This window comes from Herbidospora daliensis, assembly GCF_001570585.1.
Lineage (GTDB): Bacteria > Actinomycetota > Actinomycetes > Streptosporangiales > Streptosporangiaceae > Herbidospora > Herbidospora daliensis.
In genome coordinates this window covers 760,694-785,369 of the sequence record NZ_BBXF01000001.1, presented here as the reverse complement: position 1 = coordinate 785,369, position 24,676 = coordinate 760,694, and the positions used below count along the sequence as shown (strand labels likewise).

General features: G+C 70.8%; 18 protein-coding genes. 7 read left to right on the top strand and 11 right to left on the bottom strand.

The genetic code is table 11. From position 1 onward, the window contains the following. Positions 1–20 precede the first annotated feature (20 nt). A complete protein-coding gene (locus AW274_RS02950) occupies positions 21–1,373 on the bottom strand; it encodes an FAD-binding oxidoreductase (protein WP_062429076.1) in 1,353 nt (450 codons plus the stop codon). Between the two features lie 255 nt (positions 1,374–1,628). Here AW274_RS02950 and AW274_RS02945 point away from each other — a divergent pair, with 255 nt between their 5' ends. Next, the gene (locus AW274_RS02945; RefSeq protein WP_232319952.1) at positions 1,629–4,388 is read left to right on the top strand and encodes an immune inhibitor A domain-containing protein; all 2,760 of its coding nucleotides are present in this window, start codon (positions 1,629–1,631) and stop codon (positions 4,386–4,388) included. Positions 4,389–4,444: 56 nt separating this feature from the next. Further along, the gene (locus tag AW274_RS02940) at positions 4,445–5,383 is read left to right on the top strand and encodes a diacylglycerol/lipid kinase family protein (RefSeq protein ID WP_062429073.1); all 939 of its coding nucleotides are present in this window, start codon (positions 4,445–4,447) and stop codon (positions 5,381–5,383) included. Here the strand turns inward: AW274_RS02940 and AW274_RS02935 are convergent. Together AW274_RS02935 and AW274_RS02930 are read right to left on the bottom strand one after the other, a co-directional pair. Next, complete coding sequence (locus AW274_RS02935; protein ID WP_062429071.1) at positions 5,352–6,158, bottom strand: SWIM zinc finger family protein; 807 nt, start codon at positions 6,156–6,158, stop codon at positions 5,352–5,354. The two genes, AW274_RS02940 and AW274_RS02935, sit on opposite strands and share 32 nt — an antisense overlap. Next, the gene (locus AW274_RS02930; RefSeq protein WP_062429069.1) at positions 6,155–8,974 is read right to left on the bottom strand and encodes a DEAD/DEAH box helicase; all 2,820 of its coding nucleotides are present in this window, start codon (positions 8,972–8,974) and stop codon (positions 6,155–6,157) included. Before AW274_RS02930 ends, AW274_RS02935 begins: the two co-directional genes overlap by 4 nt. Before the next feature lie 87 nt (positions 8,975–9,061). Here AW274_RS02930 and AW274_RS02925 point away from each other — a divergent pair, with 87 nt between their 5' ends. After that, positions 9,062–9,454 carry a hypothetical protein gene (locus AW274_RS02925; protein WP_062429067.1) on the top strand — a complete coding sequence of 131 codons (393 nt, stop codon included), beginning with the start codon at positions 9,062–9,064 and terminating at the stop codon, positions 9,452–9,454. 31 nt (positions 9,455–9,485) lie between these two features. Continuing rightward, on the top strand, positions 9,486–11,489 hold the full coding sequence (locus tag AW274_RS02920) for a DUF4132 domain-containing protein (RefSeq protein ID WP_157519737.1): 2,004 nt from the start codon (positions 9,486–9,488) through the stop codon (positions 11,487–11,489). Positions 11,490–11,644: 155 nt separating this feature from the next. Here the strand turns inward: AW274_RS02920 and AW274_RS02915 are convergent, their stop codons facing one another. The 5 genes from AW274_RS02915 to AW274_RS02895 form a co-directional block, all read right to left on the bottom strand. Further along, positions 11,645–12,298: a hypothetical protein gene (locus AW274_RS02915; protein WP_062429063.1), complete on the bottom strand. Its 654-nt coding sequence runs from the start codon at positions 12,296–12,298 to the stop codon at positions 11,645–11,647. A 94-nt stretch (positions 12,299–12,392) separates the two neighbouring features. Continuing rightward, complete coding sequence (locus AW274_RS02910; RefSeq protein WP_157519736.1) at positions 12,393–12,995, bottom strand: hypothetical protein; 603 nt, start codon at positions 12,993–12,995, stop codon at positions 12,393–12,395. 126 nt (positions 12,996–13,121) lie between these two features. Further along, positions 13,122–15,482, bottom strand: coding sequence for a glycoside hydrolase family 9 protein (locus AW274_RS02905; protein ID WP_062429059.1), 2,361 nt, complete (start codon positions 15,480–15,482; stop codon positions 13,122–13,124). Between the two features lie 229 nt (positions 15,483–15,711). After that, a complete protein-coding gene (locus AW274_RS02900; RefSeq protein ID WP_232319951.1) occupies positions 15,712–16,203 on the bottom strand; it encodes a DUF3995 domain-containing protein in 492 nt (163 codons plus the stop codon). A gap of 111 nt (positions 16,204–16,314) precedes the next feature. Beyond that, the gene (locus AW274_RS02895; protein ID WP_083973792.1) at positions 16,315–19,089 is read right to left on the bottom strand and encodes a glycoside hydrolase family 48 protein; all 2,775 of its coding nucleotides are present in this window, start codon (positions 19,087–19,089) and stop codon (positions 16,315–16,317) included. Between the two features lie 190 nt (positions 19,090–19,279). On the opposite strand from AW274_RS02895, the gene AW274_RS02890 reads away from it, so the two are divergent. After that, the gene (locus AW274_RS02890; protein ID WP_062429053.1) at positions 19,280–19,645 is read left to right on the top strand and encodes a hypothetical protein; all 366 of its coding nucleotides are present in this window, start codon (positions 19,280–19,282) and stop codon (positions 19,643–19,645) included. On the opposite strand, the gene AW274_RS02885 is transcribed toward AW274_RS02890, so the two are convergent. The 3 genes from AW274_RS02885 to AW274_RS02875 are packed head-to-tail and all read right to left on the bottom strand — an operon-like array spanning position 19,646 to position 22,903. Continuing rightward, positions 19,646–21,325 carry a hypothetical protein gene (locus tag AW274_RS02885; protein ID WP_062429043.1) on the bottom strand — a complete coding sequence of 560 codons (1,680 nt, stop codon included), beginning with the start codon at positions 21,323–21,325 and terminating at the stop codon, positions 19,646–19,648. A 13-nt stretch (positions 21,326–21,338) separates the two neighbouring features. After that, positions 21,339–21,971, bottom strand: coding sequence for a DUF47 domain-containing protein (locus AW274_RS02880; RefSeq protein ID WP_062429041.1), 633 nt, complete (start codon positions 21,969–21,971; stop codon positions 21,339–21,341). Next, positions 21,968–22,903 (bottom strand): inorganic phosphate transporter, encoded by a 936-nt coding sequence (locus AW274_RS02875; protein ID WP_232319950.1) that lies wholly within the window; start codon positions 22,901–22,903, stop codon positions 21,968–21,970. Before AW274_RS02875 ends, AW274_RS02880 begins: the two co-directional genes overlap by 4 nt. A gap of 99 nt (positions 22,904–23,002) precedes the next feature. On the opposite strand from AW274_RS02875, the gene AW274_RS02870 reads away from it, so the two are divergent. Together AW274_RS02870 and AW274_RS02865 are read left to right on the top strand one after the other, a co-directional pair. After that, on the top strand, positions 23,003–23,518 hold the full coding sequence (locus tag AW274_RS02870) for a MaoC family dehydratase (RefSeq protein ID WP_062429037.1): 516 nt from the start codon (positions 23,003–23,005) through the stop codon (positions 23,516–23,518). Next, a complete protein-coding gene (locus AW274_RS02865; protein WP_062429035.1) occupies positions 23,515–24,669 on the top strand; it encodes an acyl-CoA dehydrogenase family protein in 1,155 nt (384 codons plus the stop codon). Before AW274_RS02870 ends, AW274_RS02865 begins: the two co-directional genes overlap by 4 nt. Positions 24,670–24,676 lie beyond the last annotated feature (7 nt).

Genomic DNA, 24,676 nt, shown 5'->3' with positions numbered 1-24,676 from the left:
GAGAGCACGCTACCAGTGGGTCAGATGGCCTTGCCCGGGTTGAGGATGTTGTGGGGGTCGAAGACCTGCTTTATCCCGGTTTGCAGGGAGGCCACGACGGGCCCGCTCTCCAGCTCCAGCCACCTCTTCTTCAGCAGGCCCACGCCGTGCTCCCCGGTGAGGGTGCCGCCGAGGGCCAGCGCGGCCCGGAAGATCTCGTCGGCCGCCGCCCACACGTGCGGGGGCGGCTCGGGCAGGCCGCGCTCGAAGATGAACACCGGGTGCAGGTTGCCGTCTCCGGCGTGCGCGACCGTGCAGATCCGCACGTCGTGACGGCGCCCGACGGCCTCGATCTCGGCGATCATGTCGGGCAGCTTCGAGCGGGGCACGCAGACGTCCTCGGTCAGGCACTCGCCGAGGCGCTCCTTGGCCTGGTAGGCCATCCGCCGGACCGCGATCAGCTCGTCGCCCTCCTCCGGGGTGGTCGACCGGGCCGCGAACGTCGCGCCGTGCTCCTCGCACAGGGCCGCCATGCGGTCGGCCGCCGCCTCGCCGTCGGGGGCGTCGGACTGGGCCAGCAGCATGCCCTGCGTCGTCGGCTCCAGGCCGATGTTGCGCCAGTCGTCGATCGCGACCAGGGTGTTGCGGTCGATGAGCTCCAGCATCGAGGGCTGGCAGCCCGCCGCGATGATCGCGGCCACCGCCGCCGCGGCGTCGCGCAGCGAGGTGAACTCGGCGGCCACCGTGATCGGCGGCTTCGCCGGGGCCCGGCGCAGCCGGACGGTGGCCTCGGTGATGATCCCCAGGGTGCCCTCGGAGCCGACGAACAGGCCGGTCAGGTCGTAGCCGGTGACGCCCTTCATGGTCCGGCGGCCGGTGTTGACCACCTGGCCGTCGGCCAGCACGACCTCCAGGCCCAGCGCCGAGTCGCGGGTGACGCCGTACTTCACGCAGCGCAGGCCCCCGGCGTTGGTCGCCAGGTTGCCGCCGATCGTGGAGATCTCGTAGGAGGACGGGTCGGGGGCGTACATCAGCCCGTGGGCGCGGGCGGCGCGGTCGAGGTCGGCGGTGATCACGCCGGGCTGGACGACGGCGACCTCGTCGGCGGGGGAGAGTTCGACAATCCGAGTCATGCGGGCCAGCGACAGGACGATCGACCCGTCGCCCGCGACCGCCCCTCCGGCCAGCCCGGTGCCCGCCCCGCGCGGCACCACCGGGACCCCGTTGGCGGTCGCCCACTTCATCGTCGTCACGACGTCGTCGCGCGACTCCGCCAGGACCACCGCGCGTACCGCTCCGGCCTGCAGGAACGTGCGGTCGCGGGCGTAGGAGGCGGTCACGTCGGGGTCGGTCAGCACCCGTCCGGGAGGCAGCGCTGAGATGAGGTCGTCCACATCCCGAAACAGTACCAATCGGCCTCACCTGGGTGGTAAGGCGATCAGTCGATATCGGTTTCGCAACATCCCCCATTCACTTTACTTTTCCTTTACCGAGTGATCTAACGTCCCGTTGCGGCGGATGTGGCGGTTTCGCCACGACCGCACGGTGGCGCGCACCACCCCCGCGCGCCTCGACAAGCCCGGCTGACTACCGGGTGAGGGAGGAATCACTTGTCAGCCTTTGCAGCATCCCCTCGCAAGGCACGGCGGTTGGCCGCCATCGTGCCCGCGCTCGGGCTGCTGGCCGCGGGGCTCACCGCGGCCACGGTCCCGGCTTCGGCGGACACCACGGTGTCCAGCTGGACCCCGTCGCTCAGCGACCACTACATCAACTACACGCCCCCGCGCGCGCAGTCGGACGTCTCCGACCGCTCGGACGAGAAGCTGAGCGAAGCGGCGAAGGCCAACCGGCAGGCCACGCAGGCCATCGCCGAGGAGATCGACCACAAGTACGCCGGCGGCAACCCCGTCGCCGCCCGGTGGCTCGCCAACAACGAGCGCCGCGCCATCAAGACCGGGAAGAACCCCTTCGAGTTCATCTACAAGAAGGCGGGCACGAAGCGTACGGCCAAGCTGCTGACGCTTCTCGTGGAGTTCAACGAGAACGCCAACGACGACTTCTCCGGATTCGTGCGCCCGGCCTCGACGGCCGACATCAACACGTGCGTCACCGAGCCGGCCGGCACGAAGATGAACGGCCCGCTGCACAACAACATCCCCGACCCGGCCACGGCCGCGGGCGGCGGGAAGGACAACAACTCCTTCTGGGTGCCGAACTTCAGCACCGACCACTTCAACAAGATGCTCTACTCCGACGCCGGGATCACCGAGCGGGTCCGCAAGGACCTCAAGGACCCGCGCGACGGCAAGAAGGGCATCGACATCTCCGGCTTCACCATGAAGAAGATGTACGAGGAGATGTCGAAGGGCGCCTACACCGTCTCGGGCGCGGCGATCGGCTGGCTGAAGGTCCCCCACTCCGAGGCCTGGTACGGCGCCGGTCAGTGCGGCACCTACCCGCAGCAGATGGCCGGCCACCCCGACAACCCGGCGGGCCCGGCCCGGCTCGGCATCGACGCGGTGAACGTCCTGGCCGCGCAGCAGCCGAACTTCCCGTGGGCCGACTACGACATCGAGGACACCGCCGACGCCGACGGCGACGGCAACGTCCTGGAGCCCGACGGCGTCATCGACCACCTCGTGCTCGTGCACGCCGGTGAGGACAAGTCGGGCGGCGGCGGCGCAGAGGGCACGTACGCCATCTGGGCGCACTCCTCGACCATCCCCGGCGGCTACACCGTCCCCGGCACCAACAAGAAGATCGCCAACTACATCGTGCAGCCGGAGGACTCCGGCGTCGGCGTCTTCGCCCACGAGTACGGCCACGACCTGGGCCTGCCCGACCTGTACGACGCCTCCGGCGCCGGCGACAGCTCGGTGGAGTTCTGGGACCTGATGTCGACCGGCTCCCACTCGGGCCCGATCTTCCAGTCGATGCCGACCCACATGGGCCTCTGGGACAAGTGGGTGCTCGGCTGGGCCAACCCGAAGGTCGTCAACCCCGGTGACAAGGCCAAGCTCGTCACCATCGGCCAGACCTCGCGCACGCCCAAGCTGACCGAGGACGGCCTGCGCATCAACCTGCCGTCGAAGCACGTCGTCATGGCCACGCCCCACTCCGGCGCGAACATGTGGTGGTCGAACAACGACCAGATGTGGGCCGACAGCAAGCTGACCCGGACCGTCCAGGTCCCGGCCGCCGGCAGCCCCCGCTTCTGGATGTGGAACGATTACACCATCGAGGAGGAGTGGGACTTCGGCTTCGTCGAGGTCTCGACCGACGGCGGCGCCACCTGGTCGCAGCAGAAGGTCTACTCCGAGGACGGCACCCTCGTCACCACCGACGACGGCTACGCCGACCCGAACGGCCGCATGCACGACTTCGGCAACAAGAAGTACGGCCTGACCGGCGACACCCACGGCTGGCGGCACGACTACGTCGACCTGACGCCGTTCGCGGGCGCCACCGTCCAGATCCGGCTGACGTACAACACCGACGAGGCCGCCATCGAGCGCGGCTGGTTCTCCGACGACTTCGCCGTCACCGCCGGTGGCGCGACCGTCTGGAGCGACGACGTCGAGGGCGGCGCCAACGGCTGGACCGCCAGCACCGGCACGTTCACCGACACGACCGGCGCGGGCTGGAACATCCACGGCGGCTCGATCAACTCCGAGCAGTACTACCTGGCCGAGTGGCGCAACTACGACGGCTTCGACCAGGGCCTCAAGTACACCTACGACACCACCTGGCAGCGCGACGGCGCCTGGAAGGTCGAGAAGGTCGCCTACAACGCCCCCGGCCTCCTCGTGTGGCTGCGCGACGCCTCGTACGGCATGAACAACCCGGCGGCCAACCAGTTCAACCTGCCGTCGGTCGGGTCGAAGGGCCAGCTCCTGCTGGTCGACTCGCACTTCGAGCCGCTGCGCCGCTCCGGCGTCGCCGCGACGAAGGACCCCAGCGCACTGAAGAACATCCCGATGCGTCCGCAGGCCGCCAACGCCGCCTTCGGCTTCGGCAAGACGTATCCGTTCAAGGAGTGCCTGGAGCCGGCGGCGGAGCCGTTCGTCGAGTACTGCACCAGCTTCCCCGCGCAGAACCCGGTCAAGGAGTTCACCGACGCCAAGACCTGGTACCCGGGCCTGGAGAACCGTCCCGACGGCCTCTACTTCCGCCTGCGCGACGCCTCGGCGGTCGTGCCGTCGAAGGACAACCAGGCGTACACCGCCCGGATCGTCAACCCCGACGGCAGCCCCGCCACCGACCTGTACGGCGAGAACGTCAACGGGTTCGTGCTCGGCACCGGCAACCCCGGTGACGAGGGCAAGCAGCTCGGCGTCAAGCTGAAGCTCGTCAGCCCGCTGCCGCTCAACCTCGGCGTCATCGTCCAGGTGACCCCGTCGAAGAAATAGTCGTTAAGATCACGTTCGGCTGATGGGTGCCCGGCGGGAGACCGCCGGGCACTACCATGTGCAGGGTGCGGAGCAAGCTCGACCATACGGCGGCCATCCGGGAGAATCGCCGGGCCGCCGTCGTCGTGAACACCAAATCGCGCCGGGGCCGCAAACACTTCGCCGAAGTCGTGCGGCTCATCCGCGAAGCCGGCTTCTCGCCGCTCGGCGTGTTCCCCGTCGACGACCCCCGGCGGCTGCGCGACCGGCTCGACGAAGCGCTCGGCCTCGGTCCCGACCTGCTCATCGTGGGCGGCGGCGACGGCACCCTGTCGAGCTCGATCAAGCACATCGCCCACCGCGACGTCGCGCTCGGTGTGCTGCCGCTGGGCACCACCAACAACTTCGCCCGCAGCCTGGGCCTGCCGCTGACCCGCCAGGGCGCGGTGCGCGTCTTCACCGAGGGCAAGGTCGCCGACATCGACCTCGGCCTGTGCGGCGACCGGCCGTTCGCCAACCTGGCCAGCTTCGGGGTGTCGGTCGAGGTGGCCGGCACCGTCAAGCCGTGGCTGAAGCGCATGGCCGGCCGGGCCGCCTACCCCCTCACCGCGCTGACGATCCTGCCCGGCCACACGCCGTTCCGGGCCTTCATCACCGTCGAGGGCCGCCGCCACGAGCTGCTCACCCACCAGCTCAACATCGCCAACGGGCGGTTCCACGGCGGCTGGCAGATCGCCAGCGACATCTCCATCGACAACCGCAACCTGGTCGCCTACCAGCTCGGCTCCGGCAAGCGGCTGCGCCTGCTGGGCGAGACGTTCCTGCGCGCCACCACCGGCAAGTGGCGCAGCCTCGCGGGCGGCCCGTTCGTGGTCGGCAAGGAGATGCTCCTCGAAACCGACCCCCCGATGGCCGCCGACATCGACGGCGAGGTCCGCCTGATGACCCCGCTGGTGATCAAGACCGTCCCCAACGGGGTGCGCGTCATGGTTCCTCAGGGGTTCGTGGATACGTAAAGCTGCGGTAGGCCGGGCGCAGCAGGTCGAGCAGCGGGATGTGCCTGACCTTCACCTTCGGCGGTTCGAGCGCCCTGAGCAGCAGGTCGGGCGGGGTGTCGGGGGTGCGGGGGCCTTTCAGACGGGCCGCCGACACGTTCAGGGCGTAGAAGTCGGCCAGCCGGTCTTCCAGCGGTTCGTCGGCGGGGGTGCGGAGGTCGTCCAAGAGCTGCTCCCGGGGTTTGCCGCGCCAGGCCAGCACCAGGAACGGGTCGTCGTCGAACGCCTCGGCCAGCAGGTAGAGCACCGCCGAGACGTGCTTGCACGGATTGCCCCAGTCGGGGCAGCCGCACGACATCTCCAGCTCGCCCTGCTCGGGGAAGATCGGATAGCCCGCGTCGGAGAAGAGCGCGTCGAGCTCCTTCGGCATCTCACCCGCCAGCAGCCGGGCCCGGTGCCCGGCCTGCCCCGCGATGACCCGTTCGAGCTCCGCCCACTCCTCCTGGCCGTAGGCTTCGATCTCGATCTCGACTCGGTACGGCTCTGGGCGCGACCCCTGGACCACGCCTTCGACGGTCCCGGCCCGCACCGACATCGAGACCACCTGCCCCTGACGGGCATAGGCGCGGCCCCGCGCGAGCCGCCCGGAGTCGCAGACCCGTTCGAGGATGTCGACGAACCGCCGCGACCACCACTTCTCACCGATGGTGCCGCGCCGCCCGCGCGCCCGGATGCCGCCCTCGACCTTGATGGGCGTGCCGGCCTCGAACCAGCCGTCTTTTCCGACCGGACTCATGCCACCGCCTCCGGGCCCAGCGTGAACAGGTCTCTGAGCTGGTCGGTCGACAACGACGTGAGCCAGTCTTCGCCCGTGCCGACCACCTTCTCGGCCAGGGCCTGTTTGCGTTCGATCATCTCGTCGACGCGCTCCTCGATGGTGCCCGTGCAGATGAACTTCCTGACCTGCACGTTCTTCGTCTGGCCGATGCGGAAGGCCCGGTCGGTCGCCTGGTTCTCGACCGCGGGGTTCCACCACCGGTCGACGTGGACGACGTGGTTGGCCGCCGTCAGGTTGAGGCCGGTGCCGGCCGCCTTGAGCGACAGCAGGAAGATCATCGGCTCGTCGTCGGTCTGGAAGCGCTCGACCAGTTCCTCGCGCCGTTTCTTGGCCAGCCCGCCGTGCAGCCACAACACCGGCCGGTCGAGCCGCGACTCCAGATGGGGGAGGATCAGCGAGCCGAACTCGGCGTACTGGGTGAAGACCAGCGCCTTCTCGCCCTCGGCCAGGATCTCCTCGCAGAGTTCCTCCAGGCGGGCCAGCTTGCCCGACCGGCCGGGCAGCCGGGAGCCGTCTTTCAGCAGGTGGGCGGGGTGGTTGCAGACCTGCTTGAGGCGGGTCATCGCGGCCAGCACGTTGCCGCGCCGTTCGATGCCCTCGCTGCCCTCGATGCGGCCCATCATGTCGTCGACGACCGCGCGGTAGAGGGTGGCCTGCTCGGGGGTGAGCGTGCACCACACCTTCATCTCCAGCTTCTCGGGCAGGTCGGAGATGATCGTCCGGTCGGTCTTGAGCCGCCGCAGCACGAACGGTCCGGTCGCGCGTTTCAGCGCGGCGACGGCGTTCTCGTCGCGGCGGACCTCGATCGGCTCCTGGAACCGGTCGCGGAACACCCGGGCCGAGCCGAGCAGGCCGGGGTTGCAGAACTCCATGATCGACCAGAGCTCGGCGAGGTGGTTCTCGACCGGGGTGCCGGTGAGGGCCAGCCGGGTGCGGGCCGGGATCGACCTGACCGCCTGCGCCTGCCGGGCCGCGCTGTTCTTGATCGCCTGCGCCTCGTCGCAGACCACCCGCTCCCACTCGTACGCCGCCAGGTGGCCGACGTCGCGCAGCGCGGTGCCGTAGGTGGTGAGCACGAGGTCGGCGTCGGCCAGCTCGCGGCCGGAGCCGTGGTAGACGTGCACCCGCAGGCCGGGCGCGAACCGCGCGGCCTCCTTCTGCCAGTTGCCGAGCAGCGACATCGGGCAGACCAGCAGCGTCGGCGCGGGCGTGCCGCGCTCGCGTTCGGCCAGCAGCAACGACAGCGTCGTGATCGTCTTGCCGAGGCCCATGTCGTCGGCGAGCACCCCGCCCAGCCCCAGGCCCGACAGGAAGCTCAGCCAGGCCAGGCCGCGCTCCTGGTAGGGCCGCAACGTCGCGGTCAGCTCTCTGGGGGCCGGGACCGGCTCCAGGCGCCGGTCGGCCTCGCCCGACAGCAGGTCGCCGAGCAGGCCGTCGGCGTCGACGGCGGTGATCGGCAGGTCGTCGTCGCCGCCGAGCACGACCTCGTTGATGACCTCGCGGGCGGTGCGCGAGCCGTCTCTGCGCTGCTCCAGGATCTTCAGCGCGGCCTTCAGCTGCCGGTCGTCGAGCTCGACCCACTGGCCGCGTACGCGGACCAGCGGCACCTTCAGCCGGGCCAGCTCGGCCAGTTCCTCCTCGGAGACGACCTGGTCGCCGACGGCCAGGTCGACGCGGAAGTCGACGATCTGGTCGAGCCCGAACCCCTGGCCGCCGACCGCCTTCGGCCCCTGCCGGGTGCGGGTGGTGAGCTTGAGGCCCAGCTTGGTCTTCCCCGCCCACGCGGGCAGGCGCACCCCGAAACCGGCCGCGCTCAGGAGCGGCGCGGCGTTCTTGAGGAAGCCGAACGCGCCCCGGGTGTCGAGCGGCAGCCCCTCGGGACGGGGGTCGCGCAGCGCCCGGTCGAGCTCCGGGTAGAGCCGGACCGCCCGGCCCAGCCCCGCGAGCAGCTCGTGTTCGGCGACCACGCCGGGGAGCCGCGCGCCGCGCCACACCTCGGCGGCCGGCAGGTCGAGGCTGGGGTCGTCGGCCGACTGCAGCGAGAAGCCGACCTCCCAGTCGTCGTCGCCGGTCTCGGCCAGCCGGAAGGACACCCGGACCGGGCCGTCGAAGGCGTGCGCGGCGTCGTGCCAGCGGTCGAGCTCGGCGCGCAGCTCGCCGAGGTCGCCGTCGAGGTGGACGTCGTCGCCGATCAGCCGCACCGCCCACTGGTCGGCGACGGGGCTGCGCCTCCCCGGGCGGTGGCCCATGAGGATGCGGTCGGGGAGGGCGGCGCGCACGGCCCGGTCGGCCAGCCGGGTCAGCGCGTCGTGCAGCACCTCGCGGGCGGGCCGGGGGTCGGCCGACCGGAACACCGGCGGCATCGCGGCGGCCAGTTCGGCCGCCCGGCCCGCGTCGGGGCCGGTCAGCACCGGCCGCCAGCGGGCCTCGCGCTCCACCAGGCCGGGCAGCACCCGGCCTCGTCTCACCAGGTCGCGCGCGAACTCGTCGAGGGCCGCGAGGAAACGTACCGAACCGGAAGGTTCTTCGAGCTCGGGCAGGTCGGCCGGGAAGACCGCGGGCACCGACCACTCGCGCAGCCGGGTCGCCGTGGTGAACGACGAGTGCACCGGCCCGTCGGCGTCGGACGGCAGCCGCAGCACGACCTCCTCGGGCCGGCCGCCGAGCTCCTCGGGCGCCCCGGCGAAGGGATGGTGTTCCGACGTCGCGGGGCACGGCGAACCTTCCGCCCAGAATCCGGCCCGCCCCCCGGCCCAGACCGCGTGCACTGGCATCCCGACAAGCTACCCCCGTTTTTGTCGGGCGCCGTTGCTATGAATGGGGGCCAGACATGATCTTCCCCACGACGACGGGTGCCCCCCATGGCCTTGGTGACCTTCCGCGACGAGACCGCGACCGGCCGCGCGCTGGCCGAGTTCTCCCTGCCCGACCTGCCCGAACGCATCTCGGCGCGGGAACTGGTCCGGCTGCGGGTGCGGGAGGAGGTGGCCCGCCACAACGCCGCACCCTCCCACCACTACCGGGGCCTGGTGCGGCCGACCGACGCCGAGGCCGACCTCAACGGCTACCGCATGCGCACCGCCCGCCGGCTCGACTGGGAGCGGCAGGCCGACGCGGCCGAGGCGGCGTTCCTCCGCAACGGCTTCCTGCTGCTGATCGGCGACCGCCAGATCCTCGACCTCGACGTCGAGATCGACCTGACGGCCGACCCGGTCGTCTCGTTCGTCAAGCTCGTGCCGCTGGTCGGGGGCTGAGATGCACGACCACCGCAACCATTCGGCCCTGGTGACGCGGCTCCATGCCATCCTCGGCGGCACCGCCCGCGACACCGCCACCCTGGCCGGGGCCAACATCCCCGACCTGCGGGTGATGGCGGGCGCGGCCCGGGAGCTGGTCGAGAACACGCTGCACGACCGCCATCCGCGCCTGTGGACGATGCAGACCACGGTCGCGGCGGGCATCGCGGGCATGGACGCCGAACTGGCCGCCCATCTCGCCGGGCAGCAGGGCCCCATCGCGGTCGCCGAGAACACGGTGATCTTCGGCTGGGAGGTCGCCCAGCGGGCGCGGTTCAGCGAGGCGCTGCGCGACCTGCCCTCGGTGCCCCGCGAACCGGTGCCGGGCGAGCTGCTCGACTGGCTGGCCGAACAGCCCGGTTACCTCGGTTTCGCGCGCACCGCACTGGAGTCGGCCGACGCCCGGGTCGGGATGCTGCAGGCGGGCGAGATCGCGTACACGACCCGGCTCTTCGACGACGCCGAGGTCGCCGCCCTCGGCCGGGCGGCGCGGCTGGCGCTGCGCCGCGACGAGACCTGGCTGCCCGACCTGCTCGACCGCGTCGTCCGCGGCATCGCGGTCGCCCCCACCTCGGCCAAGACGCTGCCCTCGCAGGCGCTGCTGTACGAGATCGCCCGATCGGCCGAAGACCACCCGACCCCCGAGGTGGTCTCCGCGCTGCGCACCGCCGCCCGCATCACCCGCCACGCCGGGGTGCCCAAGGAGCTGGCGAAGAAGTTCAAGCGCATCGAGCCCGCGCTGGCCGACCGGCTCGACGTCGCGTTCCGCATGCCCGACGGGCGGCACCGCGAGACCGTCGGCGAGCACACCGCCGTGATCTCCGTCGACGGCGACGTCGAGTTGTCGTGGTGGCACGGCGACCGGAAGCTGAAGTCGGTCCCGGCGGCGGTCCGGCGCGACCACCCCGACGCCGTGAAACGCCTCAAAGACCTGGCGAAGCAGGCCGCCCAGCGGCAGGCCACGCTGGCCAGGGCGCTGGAGGCCGGCTACACGAGCCCGACGCCGCCGCCCTACCGCCAGCTTGAGGGCAACCCGGTCGCCGACCGGCTGATCTGGGAGTTCGAGGTCGCCCCTGGCGTGTGGGAGGCCCGGCTCGGGCTGACGGCGCCCGGCGTGCCGGTCCGGTTGTGGCATCCGGCGCGGGCCACGGTCGACGAGGTGCGGGCGTGGCGCGAGGTCGTCCAGGAGAAGGAGATCCGGCAGCCGTTCAAGCAGGCGTTCCGCGAGGTCTACCTGCTGACCCCCGCCGAGGAGGCGGCCGGCGCGCACTCCAGCCGGTTCGAGGGTCACATCGTGCACTACTCGCGGCTGCGCGCGCTGTTCAAAGACCGCGGCTGGGCCTCGAACTACCTGGGTTTCTGGGACGGCGGCCACGACGACGGCGCGGCCCGGCGGGTGCTGGCCGGCGGGGAGTGGCGGGTAACTCTGAGCCACCACCTCTACGAGGAGGGCTTCGCCCAGACCTCGGTCATGTACTTCGAGCGCCAGGCCGGCGCCTCCTGGCGGCAGGCGCCGCTCGCGGAGGTGCCGCCGCTGGTCTTCAGCGAGGCCATGCGCGACGCCGACCTGTTCATCGGGGTCACCTCGATCATGTCCGACCCCCACGGGGCCGAATGGGGGCCGGGCGCGCTGCGCGACCACTGGGCCGAGCGCTCCTTCGCCGAACTGTCGTCGTCGGCCGAGGTCCGCCGCGACGCCCTGGCCCGGCTGCTGCCCCGGCTCGCCGTCGCCGACCGCTGCACCCTGGCGGGCCGTTTCCTGGTGGTCCGGGGCGACCTGCGCACCTACAAGATCCACCTGGGCTCGGCGAACATCCTGATGGAACCCAACGACGCCTACCTGTGCATCGTCGCCAAGGCCGCCGCGCCCGGCCTGTTCCTCCCGTTCGAGGAGGACGGCCGCCTGTCGCTGATCCTCAGCAAGGCCTTCCTGCTGGCCGACGACGCCGCCATCACCGACCCGACGATCACGCGCCAGATCACGACGCCCTAGAGGAACGACACGACCAGGTTCACGGCCGACAACAACGCCGCGCCGGCGAGGCTCACGACGAGCACGAGACAGACGACTTTCACCCAGGGTTTCACCCGGCCATGCTCGGGGGCGGGGCGCGGTAAATCAAATCACGCCACGCCCGGCCGTCGTGATCAGTCCAGCAGCATCCGCACGAGCTCGCCGATCCCCAGGGCGGCCCCCACGGAGACGATGGCCAGCAGGATCGAGACCAGGCAGCCGGTGCCGCCGCTCATCCGCCTGGCGTGGGCGGGCCCCTCACCGGGCCCCTGCCACAGGACCCTCGGCTCCAGCACGAGGTACACCAACGCGCCGATCTCCCCGACGGTGAACAACCAGAACCACGCCCACCGGTTGCCCAGCCTCGGCCGCGAATACACCATCAGCAGGAACGCGGCGATCCAGGCGGTCGCCAGCCACCACAGGTTCGTGCCGCCGGGGAACCGGAACACCCAATCGGGCGCGAACGGGCTGCCGCCCCTGCGGTCGTCGAGCTGCACGATCGAGGGCACGACCAGGTTGCGCGCGGCGTCGGCGTTGAGCCGCTTGATCGTGTACGGCCCCTTGGCGTCCCGCAGCCCGTGGCTCTGCACCTCGTGCCAGACCAGCGGCGACTCCGACCACGTCAGCAGCCACATCGACTTTCCGTCGCCGCGCCAGGTCACCCGGTCGACCTCACCGGACGAAAGGGCGAACCGGAACTGGTCGAGCGTGCGGGCCGACGGCCGGAAGGTGGCGCTCACGAGCACGGCCCCGGCCAGGAGAACGAGCAGCAGCACGATGCGCACCGCGAAATGGAACCAGTGCAGTACCCGACGGGATTCCACTCTTCGGTTCTACCGCGTTCTCTCCGGCGCGGATGTCCTCATCGCGCCATGCGTGTCACCAGCCGTCCCAGGCCTTGCACGACCACCACGGACCGGACAGATGCCGGAACGTCTCGCACCCGCTGTCGTCGGGAGGTCGCGCTCCGCCCGGAAGCCACAGAAAACCCCTCGACTGCTGGATCGGCGGATCGGTGACAATGATCTGGGCGCCGCCGGTGATCGGCTCCGAGCCGCCGACGTGAATGCCGCAGACGTAATAGAGGCCGACCATTTCGCAGTCGTGTTTCGCGCCGTTGGCGGCGATGTCGCGCGCATACGCCTCCAGGCTGCTCTCCGACAACGCGAAACGCGCCTTGTAGGGAAGGTCGGACGCCATTCCCAGCAGGCAGACCGCGAAGACCACCAGCACCAGCAGCGACGGGACCGCCGAGGATCCGCCACCCGGCTTGGCCAGCACGAGCTTGACGACGAACGTCGGCAGAATCACGCACCAGGCCAGAAAGCCGAAGATCCCCGCCTCCGTATAGGGGTCGGGAACGGAGCTCAGATAGAAGGCCATCAGCGTCACCAGGATCGTGCTGAAAAGAAACATCTTCCCGGGCGGCTCACCCGTTCGCCATTTCGCGGCCGGAATCGTTTGGTCGTCCAGATCGGTCACGCGAGCAGAATGACGCACCGAAAAGGACATTGGAAAGCCCCGCCCCCCTGCGGAATGAGGGGCGGGGCCGTTTGGGGGCCCGCCTCCCCCAGAGGGGTCCGTCTGGGGAAGGCGGGCAGCTTGGGGTCAGGCCGGGGTGCAGGTCAGCGTCGGCACTCCGTTGGTGCCGCTCCAGCTGGCGTTGAAGCCGAAGCCGGTCGAGGCGTTGGGGGACAGGTTGCCGTTGTAGTTCATGTTCCGGACCGTCACGGCCGAGCCCGACTGGGTGTGCTGGCCGTTCCAGAGCTGCTGGATGCTCTGCCCGTTGGGCCAGGTCCAGTTCACGGTCCACCCGGTGATGCCGACGCTCCCGGAGTTGCGCACCGACACCTCGCCGCCGAACGCGTCGCCCCACTGGCTGGAGATCTTGTACGTCGCCGCACAGGCCTTACCGGTCGGGGAAGGCGAAGGCGAGGGAGACGGACTGGGGCTGGGGCTCGGTGAAGGCGAGGGGGAAGGTGACGGGCTGGGCGACGGGGAAGGGCTGGGGGAGGGCGAAGGCGACGGGGACGGGGACGGTGACGGGCTGGGGGAGGGCGACGGGTCGTTGCCGGGGGTGTTGCCCCAGATCTTGGTCGTCCCCGCGTACAGCGGGATGTTGGTGACCCGCACCGGCGTCGAGCCCGGCGTCGTCGAGACGCCCACGTAGGACCAGTCGTTGGCCGCGCTCCACTGCTTCGAGCTGGCCACCCGGAACTGGACCTCGCGGCGGTGCTGCGACTGTCCCGCCGGGGCGATGTTCTGGCCGCTGCAGTTGATCGTCACGTAGTAGGTCGACCCGGAGTGCTGGGTGGGGCCGGTCGGCGCGCTGCACTGGTTGTAGTTGGCCGTGATGGTGATGTCGGCCGGGGTGGTGTCGCCGTCGAGGGTGAAGTAGTAGCGGAACGCGCCGTTGGTCAGGTTCCTGGCCGGCCAGCCCGACTGGTTGCGGACCATGACCTTGACCTCGGTGAAGTTCGACCCGGTCGCGTTCACCGACGCCTCGGTGAAGATCTCCGGCTCGGGGGCCGTCTCCGGCTGCGGGAAGTTGGAGAGCGGGGTGCCGCCGTACTCGCCGTAGAGGCGGGCCAGGGCGCTGGTGAAGCCGGCGTTGTAGTCGGTCGCGACCTCGTTCATCACGTAGTCGTCGCGCTTGTCGGTGTAGGCGTCGTTAGGGTCGGGCGGGCCGCCGACCAGGGCGCCGTACAGGACGTGGCGGGTCTCGGTCGGGTTGGTCATCTGGTCGGTCCACGAGCCGTGCGCCGTGCGGTGGTGCGGATTCTTCGGGGGGTTCGCGCCGAAACCGATCATGTACGAGGAGTTGCGCGGGTTGTCGCCGAGCGCGTAGTCGATCTGGCGCTTCGCGAAGTCGTGGTAGCGCGCCTTGCGCGTCGTGTCGGTGATCGAGTCGCTGTGCACGAGCGCCGCGAAGGAGGTGTTGGCGGCGTACCGGAGAGAACCCCAGCGATCGAGGACGGCCTGGCCTCCCGGCGAGTAGGCCACCCGCTGCCCGTTGACCCCGACGGTCCAGTAGTCGAGCCACCGGTTGGCGTCGTCGAGGTACTGCTGCTTGCCGGTCAGCTTCGCCAGCAGCACGTAGGCGCCGTAGGACTTGTCGTCCCAGGCGATCGTCCACTTGTAGGACTTGGTCGTCGACTGCGGCTCGGTGCCCAGGTTCGCGTACGCGGCCTCGGCCTTCGCCAGGTAGGACGACTCCCCGGTGGCCCGGTGCAGCCAGATGGCGCCCCACACGAGCTCGTCGTTGAAGCCGCTCCACGAGCGGTAGTAGCCCGCCGCGTCGGTGATGCAGTCGCTGTAGGCGCGGCGCACGTTCTCGGCGAAGGAGTAGAGCTGCCGCGCGTGGGTCACCAGGGTGTTGGCGTACGTCGCGTCGGTCGGCCGGAACACGATCGAGGAGGCCGCCATCGCCGCCGCCGTCTCACCGGCCAGGTCGGCGCCGCCGCAGCTCGCGTCGATCTTGTACGACGGCCGGTTCATCTGCATCGCCTCGGCCGGCCCCCACCACGCGTGGTCGAGCCCGCCGTTGCCGACCTGCCCGTAGAGGGTGTTGGCCGACGGGTGGGCCTTGATGAAGTAGTCGTTGACGAACCGCAGGTTGTTCATCAGGTGCGTGAGCTGGCTGCCGTACGACGACCGGTACTCGACCGCCCCCCAGGCCAGCATCGTGGTGGCCGCCGCCATCGGCAGGCCGAACTTGACGTGGTCGCCGGCGTCGTACCAGCCGCCGGTCAGGTCGAGCCCGACGTCGGCGCCGTCGGTCAGCCCTGACGGGCCACGCCACGAGACCCGGTTCCAGGAGGGCAGCGGGCCCGCCTGCTGGGCCTCGTAGAACAGGATCGACTTCTGCAGCGCCTCGCCGTAGTTGAACACGGCTGCGGAGGCCTGCTGCGGTTGCAGGGTGACGGCGGCGACCAGTGCCACGGCCGCGATGCGGAGCGTACGGCGCATAGGAGCGTCCTTACGAAGGGGGGTGTCGGGGGCGCGGCAACGGGTCAGGCGCTGTCGCGCCCCTCGCCATCTGGGGCGTGGGAGCGCTCCCAAGGTGAATTTCCCGGACGGGGAAGGCGATGTCAATCAAACGCCGGACGGTTCGGCGGCCCTTCGGCCGCCGTCTGCGCTCCGGGCTGCACTTTTGCCGGTCACCATGTGTGACCAGCGTCTTTGCGTGCTGAAACTTTCAGGTACGACGGCCGAAGCGCCGGGCCGCGGCCGTCCACGACAGACCCCACAGCAGGAAGAACGGCGACCAGAGCAGGAGGTCCCATCGGGCCAGCTCACGTGCCACCTCGGCATGCCCGGGAGGCGGCGCCGACACGCCGGTGAGCACCAGCGTGTCGCCGACGAACCCGTAGCCCACCGGCCCGAACGCCCGCACGATCATCAGGACGCCCGCCGTCCACGCGGCGACGAGCAGCGCCCGCCGGGGAAGGCGCCGCCCCCACGGCCGCACGGTCGCGAGCGCGACGACGACCCCGCCGACGGCGACGGCGAACAGCACCCAGTGACTCGCCACGAACAGCGGATCGCGCGCCAGCAGCCGTTCCCGCAGGTCGGGCGGGAGCGGATCCTTGTCGGCCAGCGCGTTGGCCCCCAGCGCCTGCGCGAGCTTCATCAGCCCGTACGCCGCAGTGCACAGAGCCGCGGCGTACGCCGCACGATTCGAAGTCACGAAGGATCAACGGGCCGGAGACGGGAAAGGAGCCCCCCGAAGAGGGCTCCTCATGGTCGTTCAATAGGGGCGTGACGGCGGGTCCGGCACCGCCACGCCCCCGTTCAGGGATCAGCCGTTCGGGAAGAGACGGCCGTATTCACCCAGTGCGACGGCGACGTCGACCTGGGCCCAGAAACGGTGGTAGTTGAAGGTCGGGGCCGGGCCGGTCCCGTCCAGGTAGGCCTTGACCTCGGGGTAGTCAGGGTCGTTCTTGTAGAACGAGCGGATCGACAGGAAGGTCGAGCTGGAGTTGATCGGGTCGCCGTTCGGCATGGTGCCGGTCCAGCCCGACGGCACGTAGACCGCGTCGTCGAGACGGTTGTAGTCGGCCTTGGTCTCCGGCACCGACACGCCCTTGCTGTCCTGGTTGAGCCAGACGCCGTCCAGCAGCGCCTTGGCCATGTTCTTCGCGCCCGTGTGGTTCGCGCGGGCGGCGTAGTACATGAGGACCTTCGCGTACGAGCCGGCGACGCCGACGTCGGTGGTGTGGTCGGCCACGGTCACGTGCAGGCCCGGGTTGGCCGGGGGCATGCCGGTGGTCGAGCTCCAGTTCCCGGCCGGGGCGCCCGACCAGCGCAGCGTCGACGGGATCTGGTAGGTCCCGTTGGCGTTGATGGTGGTGTTCGCCATCGCCCAGGTGACCCACTTGTCGAGGATCGTCTTGGCGTCGGAGTTGCCGCTCGCGTAGTAGAGCGAGGCGACGCGCTCCATCGACCAGGCCTGGAAGCCGAACCACTGGTTCGACGGCGGGTCGTGGTAGACCGGCTGCCAGTCGTAGGTCATGCCGTGGAACTTGGGCAGGTTCGACGGCGGGGTGGCGTAGTGGCCCTGCCACGAGTTGGTCGCGCCGCCGGCGATGGCGCCCTCGTCCGACTGCAGCCACTTGTAGAACTGGAGCTGGCGGGTGAGCGAGGTCGCCCAGTCGGAGGCGCCGGTGGAGCTGCGCGGACGCAGGTCCGACTGGGTCGACAGGGCCCAGGCCGCGAGCGGGTTCTGGTAGCCGCCGTGGTTGTGGGACGAGCCGATGCGCCAGGCCCAGCCGGCCGACGAGTCGGTCGCGCCGCCCCACGCGTAGTACCAGCTCAGCAGGTAGTTCGAGGAGTTCTTGCCGGTGCCGGCCGGGCACGAGGTGCTGGTGCAGCCGGGCTGCTTGAAGTACTTGTCGTACATGCCGTAGCGCAGGTAGTCGCCCATCTTCGCGGCCTTGGCCACGGTCGAGGCGATCTGCGACTGCTTGCCCTGGGCCTTGGCCCACTCGTTGGCGTAGTAGGCCACCTGCACGGCGCGCGCGTCGGCGTCGGGGGCGTTGGTGTACTTCCACTGGCGGGCGTAGTTGCTGTCCTTGATGAACAGGTCGAGGAAGCCGTTGCGGCCACCGTGCGCGAAGGTGTCGCACGACGGCTGCGGGATGGTCTCGAAGACCGACTCCTCGGGGCCGCGCTGGTAGGTGTTGATGTACGCCGGCTTGGTCGTGCCGTCGCCGCAGCGGCCGAAGCCGTAGGTGTTGTCGACGTCCAGCAGCCAGTGCATGCCGTAGATGTCGCTGGTGCCGTACGCGCTGCGCAGTTCGGCCGCGATCGGGTCGACGCCGACCGAGACGCCGCTGTTGATCTGCGACGGGTAGGAGCTGATGTCGTCGAACTCACCGGCGTAGGTGGCCGGGGAGCTGGCGTTGTAGAACGAGTTCGTCGGCTGGTCCTGCGAGGAGGGGATGATGTACCTCTCCATCGAGGCCCACGCGGTGTTGAACTTGCTCCAGTCGCCGGTGACCTGGCCGTAGACCGCTTCCAGCCACAGGTAGTAGCTGTAGGCCTCCGACGTGGTCTCGTGACCGTGGTCGGGCGCCTCGACGAGGAAGGTCTCGACCGAGTGGTAGGGCACTCCCTCGGGCGAGAAGTAGCCGTTCGCCGGGTCGTGGATCTTGTTGTACAGCGTGGTGAAGCGCTGGATGTACTCGTTGCCCGGCGTGGTGCCGTCGTCGTCGGCCTCGGTGGCGTCCAGGATCGAGGAGAAGTAGAAGATCCCGCCCCCGTTCGCCGAGAAGTTGAACCGGGCGGTGCCGCCGGTCGAGTCCGAGTCCTGCGCCGCGCTGACCGTGACGGTCTGCGGGACGTTCCAGTTGCTCGGCGTGAAGGTGAGCGACGTGGGCGCCGCGGTCAGGTCGGCGTCACCGCCGGTCGCCTTCGACACGGTGACCGTCACGTTCGAGTTCGGCCGGTACGACAACGAGATGCCGGACGTGGCCGTGCCGCCCTCGGAGACCAGCACCGACGTCGGCGAGACGGCGATGTAGCCGTCAGGCTGCGGGCTCGGCGACGGGGAAGGCGACGGCGAGGGGCTGGGGGAGGGAGAGGGCGAGGGGCTGGGCGAGGGGGAGGGCGACGGAGAGGGCGAGGGCGACGGCGACGGCGAGACGGTGCCGCCGCAGACCACGTTGTTCACCCGGAAGCTCGTCGGCTTGGGGTTGCTTCCACTCCAGGTCCCGTTGAAGCCCAGCGAGAGGCTCTGGCCGCTCGGCAGCGAGCCGTTCCACGGCATGTTGGTGGCGGTGACGTTGGCGCCCGACTGGGTCCAGTTCGCCGACCAGCCCTGCGAGACGCGCTGGCCGGAGTTGGGGAAGGTGAAACCGAAGTTCCAGCTGCTCAGGGCGTCGCCGGTGTTCCGCACCGTGATGTTCGCGGTGAAGCCGCCGGTGCCGGGACTGGTCGTCCAGTCGTTGGTCGTGTACGTCACGTCGCAGGTCACGGCGGCGGACGCGGGTTGCGCGACCAAGGTCACAGCGGCCGTGCAGACGGCCAGCATGGCCGCCCACAGCGCGCGTTTGCGATAAGCACGTATCGCCATTGTCGGGGGGTCTCCAAGCTCTCAGGGACACAGGGGGGATGGGAGCGCTCCCACCGGGAGCATGCCCGGATCGCCCGAATCCCTGTCAATCGACGTCCGGATTCGCCGCCCTTTGGCCTGCCCGCAGGTGAAACTTTCACCTCTTCCGCCGCCACGTGTGAGGCCGTCACCTGCGGGTAGTCGCGCGCGCATGGCCAACGACAGAGTGAACGAGATGACCGACGCCGCGAAGACGGCCGCCGCCAAGATCGAGGGGGCGTTCCACGAGACCGCCGCCAAGGTCGCCGCGACCGTGGAGGAGAAGATGCCCGAGGTCCGCGACGCCGCCCAGAAAGCGGTGGCCAGTGTCGAGGGGCGCATCCCCGACACCGTGAAGGACAAGGTCCGCGACGCCACCGGGACCGTGTCGGCCAAGGCGGCCGAGGTGACGCCGGTCCAGGTCAGGGACGCCACCGACCGGCTGACCGCCGAGGCGAAGAAGCGCCCCATGATGGCCGTCGCGGCCGGGGTCGCCGCGCTGCTGGTGTTCCGCCGCCTCCTGCGCCGCAAGCGCTGATCAGGGTCCCGTGTTCGCCGGGCGCAGCACCCGCGTGCCGCCCGCGATGAGCGCGGTGGCCAGGATCCAGCCCGCTGCGATGAGCGCGTTGGCCACCCAGATCGTCCAGCCGGAGGGCTCCCAGGCGGCCCGCTGCTCGAACAGGCTGACCGGCACCAGATGGTCGAGGGTGTAGACGAAGGGGTTGAAGTGGCGGGGACGTTCGTCCAGTCCGATCTGGACCGGGGGGACCAGGGAGAACACGACCGTCCCCGCCGTGAGCAGGGCCGACAACCACGCCCCGGCCAGCCAGGGGCGGAAGCCGTAGCCGACGACCGCGTCGAGCAGCACGCCCCAGGCCCGTCCGGCCGGGGTCAGCGTGCGCCGGCGCGCCCGCTGTTTGGCCAGCAGGACCCGCCGTGAGTCGTGTTCGTGCCCGATCCGGCGGTAGTAGGCGGCCAGCTGCTCGTAGGGCTGCGGGCGGTAGCCGTCGGGGTGCCTGGTCAGCCACGACAGGCGGTCGCGCAGCGTCGCGGGGCTGCGCAGGGATTCGTACACGAGCCCGTTGAGCCTGACCAGGCCCGGATAGCTCTCCGGGCGGTCGGCGAGCAACCCGACGCGGGTGTAACCCAGGTCGACCCCGCCCTCGATCGACGCGGGGGTGAGCAGGAACTCGCCGACGTCGAGGTGGCGGGTGTGCACCGCCAGCTCCTCGGCCTTCAGGGTCGCGCCGTCGAGCGAGAGGGTGCCGCTGATCTTGGCGCCGCGCAGGCTGATCTCGCCCTCGGCGCAGAAGCCGTCGCCCATGTTCACGACCGTGGCGTGGACGTAGTCGGCGTGGACGGCGTGGCGTCCGGTGGCGGTGATCGTGGTGTTCTGGAGCCAGAGGCCGCCGTTGAAGCGGGCGCCGTGCATGCGCAGCCCGCCGGTGACCGTCATGCCGCGCAGGAACGCGCCGCCCTCCACCACGAGGCCGCCCGCCCAGATGGCGGTGTGCGGCTGGGCGAGTTCGCGGGGGTCGCCGAGGTACTCGGCGCTCGCCCACCCCGACTTCGGGGCGGTCCAGGCGGCGGGGCTGCCGAGGCGGCAGCCCGACATCCGCAACTGCCCGCTGACGTGGGCGTTGTCGAGCCGGATCCCCTCGTGGAGCACGCTGCCGCCGAGGTCGAGCACGCCGTCGATCCGGGCTCGCCCGGCCCGGATGCGCCGGACGTCGCAGTCGCGGAAGCGCAGCGCCTTCGTCTGCGCCTCGACCAGGTCGATGACGCCGTGGACGAGACACTCGATCAGGTGGAGGGTCGCGGTCACGTCGGCGCCGCCCAGATCGATGTCCCCGACGATCCGGGCGCCGATCAGCCGGATCGCGGCGACCTCGCCGGGCGCGACGGGCCGGGCCCCGAGTAAGAGCGCCCGGATGACCTCGGCCCGGACGATACGATCCCGGCCGGTCTCGCCGGCGGCGGTCAGCGCGTCGGCCACCCGGTTCGCCCGGCGGTTCCGCGCCTGGTCGGCGCGGGGGACCGCGCCCTCGTCGGTCTGGTCGGCTCGGGCGGCCGGCGCCCGGCCGGGTAACCAGCCGTTCCGTTTCGTCGCGGGCCGGTCGCCGCCCGGGTGGACGTCGACCCATTCCCCCGTCGGGTAGGCGGCGACGAGTCGCTTCTCCGCCGGTGTGAGGCGCCGGAAGGGGAGTGATCTTCGCATGCCCCGACTGTAGTCACCGCTTCATCGCGCCGTCGGCGATGGCGTCGGCGGCCTCGCCGATCGCGGTGCCCACGATCTCGAGGCGGCGGACCAGTTCGCGTTCGCGCAGCGCCTCGGCGGTGATGTCGGAGGAGAGGATGCGGGCGATCTCGTACTGGTACATGCGTTTGATCGTGCCGCCGGCCTTCTTGGCCTCCAGGGCGTCGTGGCCGACCGCCGACGAGCGGGTGACCAGGTCGCGGACCGACTTCTCCAGGGCGTCGACGCCCACGATGACCTGGTCGAGCATCGGGGCGAAGCGCTGCCTGCCGCGCACCCGGTAGAGGTGGGACTCGCGGACGAAGTCGCGCAGCGAGTCGAGGATGTCGTCGATCGACCGCGACAGGCGGAACAGGTCCTCGCGGTCGATCGGGGTGACCAGGGCCCCGGCCAGTTCGGCGACCAGGCGGGCGCGGCAGGTGTCGCCGCGGTGCTCGATCTCGCGCATCGCCTGGTGGGCCTTGGTGCGGCCGATCTCGCCGCCGCTCATCGCGATGGCCAGCCACGCGCCCTCGCGGGTCGCGTCGAGCTGGCCGATGAGCGCGTCGGCGAGGGTGGTGTCCATGCGGCCGCGCATCAGGCCGAGCACCCGCCGGAGCCGTCTCACCCGGTCACCCCCTTGACCAGCAGCCCGGCCCCGAGGCCGAGCAGGCCGCTGACCGGGAGGGTCAGCGTCCAGGCGAGCACGATCTTGGACGTCGCCGCCCAGCGCACCCGGCGCACGCCGTCGGCCACCCCCGCGCCGACGAAGCCGCCCGCGATGGCCTGCGTCATGCTCACCGGCGCTCCGGCCGCCGCGCAGCCGATCACCGACAGGCCGCTGCCCAGCCCGGCGGCCACGGCGTGCAGCGGACGGGCGGGCAGCAGCTGGCGGCTGAGCGTCTGCCCGGCGCGCGGCAGGCCGTAGACCGCGCCGACCGCGAACAGCGCCGCGACCAGCAGGCAGACCAGCGGCGGCGCGCCGCCCACGCCCAGCCCGACGAGGAAGACGGCGAGCATCTTCTGGCCGTCGTTGGCGGCGTAGGCGAGGCACTGCACCGCGAACCCGCCCCAGTGGAGGCGCGGCAGCGACTGCGCCCGGCCCAGCCCCGACACCACGCGGCTGGCGAGCACGGCCACCGTCGCGCCGATGAAGGGCGCGGCGACGCCCGCCGCGAGCACCAGGCCGACCCCGCCCGGCGAGACGGGCAGCCCGAGCCCGGCGGCCGCGCCGGTCAGGCCGCCGACGATGGCCAGCGTGAGGCTGGTCGGCCAGCCCCGGCTGCTCAGCGCCAGCACGACGACGAGCGCGCAGACCACCGCGACGGTCATCGCGACCTGCCCGGCGGCGCCCGGCAGCGACGCCAGCCGGGTCGTGAAGGTCGCGGCCACCCGCGACGTCAGCATGGGGACCGCCGCGACGGCGGCGACCAACAGGAACAGCGCCACCAGTGGGCGCACCCCCGGGACCCGGAGCCCGGCGCCGAGCAGCGCGCCGCCGTCGTTGACCCCCGAGACCACCGCGAACACTCCGGCGAGAACAGCCAGTGAGGCGGACAACAATCTCCTCTCGTTTGCCGTTTGTTCACCCTTTGTTTACCCAGGCATTCCCGGTCGACGGGGTGATCACTCGGAGGGAGATCTGGGGACGATAGGGGAGTGACCGTACACGCAGCCCATCTCGGCCGTTACTACGAGGATTTCGTCGTCGGTGACGTGTTCCAGCACCCCCTCGGCCGGACCATCTCCGAGGCGGACAACACGTGGTTCACCCTGCTGACGATGAACACCAACCAGAACCACTTCAACGCCCACTTCGCCGCGCGGGCCCCCGTCGGGAAGGTCATCGTGAACTCGGGGTTGTCGGTCGCGATCGTGCTCGGCCTGTCGGTCATCGACGTCAGCCAGAACGCCTCGATGAACCTCGGCTGGGACGAGATCCGGCTCACCCACCCCGTCTTCGTCGGCGACACCCTCTACGCCGAGTCGCTGGTCGAGGCCGTGCGCGAGTCGAAGTCGCGGCCGTACGCCGGGATCGTCACCTGCCGCACCCGCGGCCTGAACCAGGACGGCGACGAGGTCATGTCGTGGCGGCGCGCGGTCCTGGTCTACAAACGCGACGCCCCCCACGACAAGGGCTTCTTCCCCGTCGCGAAGAACGGGCCGCTGGCATGAACTTCGACCTCACCGACGACCAGGTGCTCTTCCGGCGCACCCTCCGGCAGTTCGTCGACGCCGAGATCGTCCCGGTCGCGGCCGAATGGGAACGCTCGGGCCGCTACCCGGCCGAGATCGTCGACGCGTTCGCGTCGCTGGGCCTGTTCGGCATGACGATCCCCGAGGCGTACGGGGGGCTCGACCTCGACCGGGTCTCCTTCGCCCTCGTCTTCGAGGAGATCGCGCGCGGCTGGATGGGCGTGGCCGGGATCCTGGGCTCCCATTCGCTCGCGACGTGGATGGTCGCCCGGTACGGGACCGACGCGCAGAAGGAGGAGTTCCTGCCGGCGTGGGCGTCGGGCGGGCGGCGTACCGGCATCGCGTTGACCGAACCCGGGGCCGGCACCGACCTGCAGGGCATCACGACCCGCGCCGTCAGAGACGGCGGCCACTACGTCGTCACCGGCACCAAGACGTGGATCACCAACGCCCGGCACGCCGACCCGCTGCCCGTGCTGGTGAAGACCTCGGAGGAGACGCCGGCGCACCGGGGCATGTCGGTGCTGCTGGTCGACCAGGCCGACCTCCAGGTCAGCCGTGACCTGCCGAAACTCGGCTACAAGGGCACCGAGACGTGCGAGGTCGTGCTCGACGCGGTGCGGGTGCCGGCCGGGCGGCTGCTGGGCGGCGTCGAGGGGCGCGGCCTGCAGCAGGTGCTGGCGGCCCTCGAACTCGGGCGCATCAACATCGCGGCCCGCGCGGTCGGGGTGGCCCAGTGCGCCTACGACGCGGCGCTGGCCTACTCGAAGGAGCGCACGGCGTTCGGGCAGCCCATCTCCGAGTTCCAGGCGATCCAGCTGAAGCTGGCCGACATGGCGACCGAGATCCAGGCCGCCCGGCTGATGACCTACTGGGCGGCGACCCGGTCGGAGCAGGGGGCGGTGACCGGCGAGGCGGCCATGGCGAAGTACTTCGCCTCCGAGATGGCGCTGACCACGACGATGGAGGCGATGCGCATCCACGGCGGCTACGGGTACTCGCAGGAGTTCGTGCTCGAACGCCTCTACCGCGACGCGCCGCTGATGGCCATCGGCGAGGGCACGAACGACGTCCAGCGGATGGTCGTCGCCCGTGCCCTGCTGAAGGGCACCCTCAAGGTGGGGTGGTAGGGCCCGG